The sequence below is a fragment of the uncultured Amaricoccus sp. genome, from assembly GCF_937858865.1.
In the GTDB taxonomy this organism is placed as follows: domain Bacteria; phylum Pseudomonadota; class Alphaproteobacteria; order Rhodobacterales; family Rhodobacteraceae; genus Amaricoccus.
The window spans coordinates 1-5640 of the sequence record NZ_CALLYO010000374.1; the positions used below are offsets into that span (position 1 = coordinate 1).

A 5640-nucleotide genomic window follows, 5' to 3' on the forward strand; every position below is an offset into this window, starting at 1 on the left:
CGCCGCCAGCTCCTCGATCACCGCCGCCGGCGCCATCCCCTCGGCCGGCACCGGCTCGGCGAAGCGCGCCAGCACCTCGCGGTAGCCGAGCGCCGCCCGCACCGGCGCCGCCGCCACCCCGCGGCGGTAGGCCTTCGCGTGGGAGGCGGCGGCGTCGAGGGCCGCCGCCTCGGCATCGCCGAACCCCGGCATCAGACCCCGGAGGGGATGTTGGTCGGGTCGCGCTCGATCCGACGCGGGCTGTTGAGCTCCTTCCAGGCCGCCAGCGCCCGGTGCGGCGCCGGGAAGGCCGGCCGCGGCACGAACCTGCCCCGCCCCGGCTGCGGCTGGCTGTTCCGCCCGTCCGCCCAGACCACGTCGCCGCGCGAGAGCGTGTAGCGCGCCTGCGCCGTCACCTTCAGCCCCTCGAAGACGTTGTAGTCGATGATCGACTTCTGCGTCGAAGCCGACACCGTCTTCGAGAGCTTCGGATCCCAGACCACGACGTCGGCGTCCGCCCCTTCGACGATCGCCCCCTTGCGCGGATAGATGTTGAGGATCTTGGCGATGTTGGAGGACGTCACCGCCACGAACTCGTTCGGCGTCAGCCGCCCGGTCTCGACCCCCTTGGTCCAGAGCACCGCCAGCCGCTCCTCGAGCCCGCCCGTCCCGTTCGGGATCGAGGGAAAGCCCTTCAGCCCCATGCGCTTCTGCTCGGTGGTGAAGGCGGCGTGGTCGGTCGCCACCACCTGCAGCGACCCCGCCGCCAGCCCGGCCCAGAGGCTGTCCTGGTGGCTCCTGTCGCGGAACGGCGGCGACATCACCCGCCGCGCCGCATAGTCCCAGTCCTTGTGGAAATATTCCGTCTCGTCGAGCGTCAGATGCTGGATCAAGGGCTCGCCGTAGACCCGCATCCCCTTCTGCCGCGCCCGCCTGATCGCCTCGTGCGCCTGCTCGCAGGAGACGTGCACGATGTAGAGCGGGACGCCCGCGGCATCGGCGATCATGATCGCCCGGTTCGCCGCCTCGCCCTCGACCTCGGGCGGCCGCGAATAGGCGTGCCCCTCGGGCCCGGTCAGCCCCTCCTCCATGTACTTCTTCTGCAGCTCGGCCACGATGTCGCCGTTCTCGGCATGGACGAGCGGCAGCGCCCCGAGCTCGGCGCAGCGCCTGAACGACGCATACATCTCGTCGTCCTCGACCATCAGCGCGCCCTTGTAGGCCATGAAATGCTTGAAGGTATTGACCCCGCGCTTCACCACCGCGTCCATCTCGCGCCAGATCTTCTCGTTCCAGCCGGTGATCGCCATGTGATAGCCGACGTCGACGCAGATCTGCGGCTTCGCCTTCCGGTCCCACTCGTCGAGCGCGGCGAGCAGGCTCCCGTCCGCCCCCGGCAGCACGAAGTCGACCAGCATCGTCGTCCCGCCCGAGGCGGCGGCGAAGGTGCCCGACTCGAAGGTCTCCGCCGCCGTCGTCCCCATGAACGGCATCTCGAGGTGGGTGTGCGGGTCGATGCCGCCCGGGATGACGTAGGCGTCGGTGGCGTCGATCTCCTCGTCGCCCCGGAGGTTCTCGCCGATCGCCGCGATCGTCTCGCCCTCGACCAGCACGTCCGCCTTCCACGTCCGGTCGGCGGTGACGATGGTGCCGTTCCTGATGACCTTGCTCACGCTTTCCCCTCAGTATCCGCCGATCGCCGCCCCAAACATTCCGCCGTACATCCCGCCGTACATGCCCCGGTGCCTCGGCAGGCCGGAGCGGTAGAGGTCGGCGAGCGTCCCTGTCCGTGCCCGGAAGATCGCCGCGAGCCGGTGCACCCGCGGGTCGATCGCCGCCGACCGCACCTCCCGGCAGTCCGTCCGCCCGGCGCGCGCCGTCTGCGGCCGCACCTCGGCGCTGTCGCCGAAGACGTCGAGCACCTTCGGCGCGGCCGCCGCCCGCGTCACGCAGCGCGTCAGCGCCCCCGAGGCCACGTCGAGCACCCAGGCGCTCCCCGGCTCGTCGGCGACGATGCTGTAAGGCGCCGCCTCCGCCGCCCCTCCGGCCAGCGCCAGCGCCATGGCCATCCCGGCCAGCTTCTCCAGCCTCATGCCTTGCTCCTCCCCTGGTGTCGCCGGCGTTGCGCAGCCGGTCGACTGCGGCTCATCATGCACCCGTCGGCCGGGCTGCACCAGCCCCGGCACGGCCGCAGCGGCACCGAAGCAAGCCTCCGCAAGCCCGCGGCATCATTGGGACTCGCCATGGCCGTCCGGCGCCTCGGCCAGCACCCGGCGCAGGAAGTCGAGGTCGAAGGCCACCAGCGCCCGCCGCGCGCCGCCGACCGAGCAGGTGAGGCTCCCGTCGGCGATCTCCCGCGCCCCGAGCACATGCACCAGCGCCCGCCCGCCCTCGTAGTCCACCACCACCTCGCCCCCCGCCGGCTCGCCGAAATCCGCCTCGAACCCGTCGAGCCGCAGCCGCTCCCCGCCGAACCGGACCTCGAGCGAAGCGAACCGGCTCACCGCCTGCCCCCGTATGAACCGCTACCCCAAGGCGAAAAAGGGCAGCGCCCGACCCGGCGGGCGAGAAGCGCCAGCGTCGTGCCGGAGGCACGCCCTCGGCGTGACGGGGCGGGGCGGGCGCTGCCCGAGGCCAGAGCCTCGGGCGGGACAGTCGGGGAGGGCACCCCTTTTCCTTCGCCGGCCCTCGTCCGAAACGGTCGCCCCGCCGCCCCCTGCACACCCACCCGCCCCAGGACGAAGAGGGCAGGCGAGGAGCGCCCGCGTCGTGCCGGAGGCACGCCTTCGGCGTGACGGGGCGGGGCGGGCGCCGCCCGAGGCAGGGCCTCGGGCGGGACAGTTGGGGAGGGCGCGACCCTTCCCGCCGCGATCGCAGAAACCGGTCGCGTCGTATCAGGCTTCGTAGAGCTCCAGTCGCCTCTCGATCCGCGCCACCCGCTCGTCCATCCGATCGAGCCGGTTGGAGAGGCTGGCGTACTGTGACTCGAGGATGCCGAGCCGCCCCTTGATCTCGCGCAAATCCTCACCGTGCCGGTCCAGCGTGGCGCGGATGGCGCGAAGATGCTCGAGGATGAGGGTGTCGGTTTCCATAAGCCTCTCCGAGAGCTCATACCTCGCCCCCTTTCCGTCAAGATAATCTGAACCCCCTCACGCCACAATCTCCGCCGTCTCGAGCACCGCGTGGAACAGCACGTTCGCCGCCTTCTCCGCCCAGTCCGGCGTGATCTCCTCCGCCTCGTTGTGCGAGAGCCCGTCGACGCAGGGGCACATCACCATCGTCGCCGGCGCCACCTTCGCCGCCCAGCAGGCGTCGTGCCCCGCCCCCGAGACGATGTCGCGATGCGAATACCCGAGCCGCTCCGCCGCCCCGCGCACCCGCGCCACCAGCTCCGGCGCGAAGGTGACGGGGTCGAAATGCCCGACCGGCTCGACCGCGCAGCCGACGCCCAGCCCCGCGCAGATCGCCGCCGCCTCGCGCTCGATCCGCGCCCGCATCCCGTCGAGCTTGCCCTGGTCCGGCGAGCGGATGTCGACGGTGAAGACCACCCTCCCCGGCAGCACGTTGCGCGAGTTCGGATGGAACTTCACCTGCCCGACGCCGCCCACCGCGTCCGGCTGGCTCTCCATCGCCACCCGCTGCACCATCTCCATGATCCGCGCCATGGCGAGCCCGGCGTTCACCCGCATCTTCATCGGCGTCGACCCGGTGTGCGCCTCCCGGCCGGTCAGCGTGAACTCCAGCCACCAGAGCCCCTGGCAATGCGTCACCACGCCGATCTCCCTGCCCTCCGCCTCGAGGATCGGCCCCTGCTCGATATGCAGCTCGAAATAGGCGTGCATCCTGCGCGCGCCCACCTCCTCCTCCCCCTTCCAGCCGATCCGCTCCAGCTCGTCGCCGAACCGCTTCCCCTCGGGATCGGTGCGCCCGTAGGCATAGTCCCGGTCGATCACCCCGGCGAAGACCCCGCTCGCCAGCATCGCCGGCGCGAAGCGCGCCCCCTCCTCGTTGGTCCAGTTCGTCACCACGATCGGCCGCCGCGTCCGGATGCCGAGGTCGTTCAGCGTCCGCACCACCTCGAGCGCCCCGAGCACCCCGAGCACCCCGTCGTACTTCCCCCCGGTCGGCTGGGTGTCGAGATGGCTCCCGACATAGACCGGCAGCGCCTCGGCATCCTCGCCGGCGCGGGTCGCGAACATCGTCCCCATCTGGTCGACCCCGAGCGTCAGCCCGGCCGCGTCGCACCAGCGGCGGAAGAGCGCCCGCCCCTCGGCGTCGGCGTCGGTCAGCGTCTGCCGGTTGTTGCCGCCCGCCACCCCGGGGCCGATCTTCGCCATCTCCATGATCGCGTCCCAGAGCCGGGCGCCGTCGATCTTCAGGTTGTCGCTGGGCGAGGTCATCGCGGGCTCCTTCGGACAGGCTCTCCCCCCTTGTGTAGGTCGCCCCCCCGCGGCCGCGCAAGCCGAGCTTTTCCCACTGCGCAGCCGCCCCGCCCGCGGCTAAGCTCGCCGCAGGGGAATCGGCGCCGGACCCCGTTGGGCCGGACGCCGTTGGGAAAGAGGGAGCACGACATGCAGAAGAACCAGCTCATCGCGGTGGCCGGCGGAGCCTTGCTCTTCCTGCTCGGCCTCGTGATCGGCATCTCGGTCGCCGGGCCGGACGAGATGGCGATCGAGGAGGCGGTCGCCGGCCGGGTCGACGCCGCCGTCGCGGCGCAGAACCAGCGGCTCGACAAGCTCGAGGCCAGCGTCGCCACCCTCTCGGGCGAGCTCGGCGGCCGCCTCGAGGGGCTCGGCGGCACGGTCGACGCCGGCGCCAGGACGATGGACGAGATCGGCAGCCGCCTCGGCGACGTCGGCACCCGCCTCGGCGACAGCCTCGCCGACCTCGGCCAGTCGCTCGCCGGCGCCATCGAGGACTCCAAGGCCGCGAGCCTCGCCGCGCTCGAGAGCGGCCTCGCCGGCCTGCGCGGGCAGATCTCCTCCCCCGCCGCACCCGCCGCCGAGGACGCGCCGACCGCCGCCACGCCGGCCGACCCGGGCACCCCGCCCGAAGGCCTCTCCGCCGGCGAGACCGCCCTTCTCTCGGACGGCGCGCTCCGCGTCTTCGTCTCGCGCGTCGACGACGCGGCCGGCGAGGCCAGCCTCCGCGCCAACGGCCAGGACTTCGCCCTCGCCGTCGGCGACGCCGCCACCGTGGCGAGCGCGGCCGGCGACTGCCGGCTGAGCCTCGACGCCGTCGACCGCGGCCACGCCAGCGTCTCCGGCGCCTGCGGCGACGCCCTGCCCGCCCCGGACGGCGCGGCGCCCGGCACCACCGTCGACCTCGCCGAGGGCCTCCGGGTCTTCGTCTCCGGCGTCGGCGACGACGGCGCCCGCCTCGCGATCAACGGCGTCGCCACGCAGACCGTGCCGCTCGGCCAGTCGGTCGAAGTGCGGGTGGGCGACCGGTCCTGCCGCGTCAGCGTCGAGAACATCGACCGCGGCCGCGTCGCGCTCGGCTACGTCTGCGGCTGAGCCCGCGCCCTCCGGCGCCGGCAGCGGCACGACATCCTGCCCCTGCCGACGCCTCCAACGAGCACGGGCGGGGATGAGCCGACGGCGCCACCTGGCGCCAGACGGCCCGGGTCAGGCGAGCTTCTGCAGCACCTTCCGCAACCCC

General features: G+C 72.9%; 6 protein-coding genes and 1 pseudogene. 1 reads left to right on the forward strand and 6 read right to left on the reverse strand.

Going from position 1 to position 5640, the window contains the following annotated elements:
- The 6 genes and pseudogenes from Q0112_RS10685 to Q0112_RS10710 form a co-directional block, all read right to left on the reverse strand.
- Positions 1–192, reverse strand: a pseudogene (locus tag Q0112_RS10685) (hypothetical protein); the annotation flags it as partial.
- The gene (gene hydA / locus Q0112_RS10690; protein ID WP_297975011.1) at positions 192–1652 is read right to left on the reverse strand and encodes a dihydropyrimidinase; all 1461 of its coding nucleotides are present in this window, start codon (positions 1650–1652) and stop codon (positions 192–194) included. The pseudogene Q0112_RS10685 and the gene hydA, both read right to left, overlap by 1 nt.
- A 9-nt stretch (positions 1653–1661) precedes the next feature.
- A complete protein-coding gene (locus Q0112_RS10695; RefSeq protein ID WP_297975014.1) occupies positions 1662–2072 on the reverse strand; it encodes a hypothetical protein in 411 nt (136 codons plus the stop codon).
- Between the two features lie 135 nt (positions 2073–2207).
- Entirely contained in the window at positions 2208–2483 is a 276-nt protein-coding gene (locus Q0112_RS10700; RefSeq protein ID WP_297975016.1) for a hypothetical protein, read from the reverse strand.
- Positions 2484–2873: 390 nt separating this feature from the next.
- A complete protein-coding gene (locus Q0112_RS10705) occupies positions 2874–3071 on the reverse strand; it encodes a hypothetical protein (RefSeq protein WP_297975019.1) in 198 nt (65 codons plus the stop codon).
- Between the two features lie 57 nt (positions 3072–3128).
- Positions 3129–4379: a Zn-dependent hydrolase gene (locus Q0112_RS10710; RefSeq protein WP_297975022.1), complete on the reverse strand. Its 1251-nt coding sequence runs from the start codon at positions 4377–4379 to the stop codon at positions 3129–3131.
- Between the two features lie 171 nt (positions 4380–4550).
- On the opposite strand from Q0112_RS10710, the gene Q0112_RS10715 reads away from it, so the two are divergent.
- Positions 4551–5495 carry a hypothetical protein gene (locus Q0112_RS10715; protein ID WP_297975025.1) on the forward strand — a complete coding sequence of 315 codons (945 nt, stop codon included), beginning with the start codon at positions 4551–4553 and terminating at the stop codon, positions 5493–5495.
- Positions 5496–5640 lie beyond the last annotated feature (145 nt).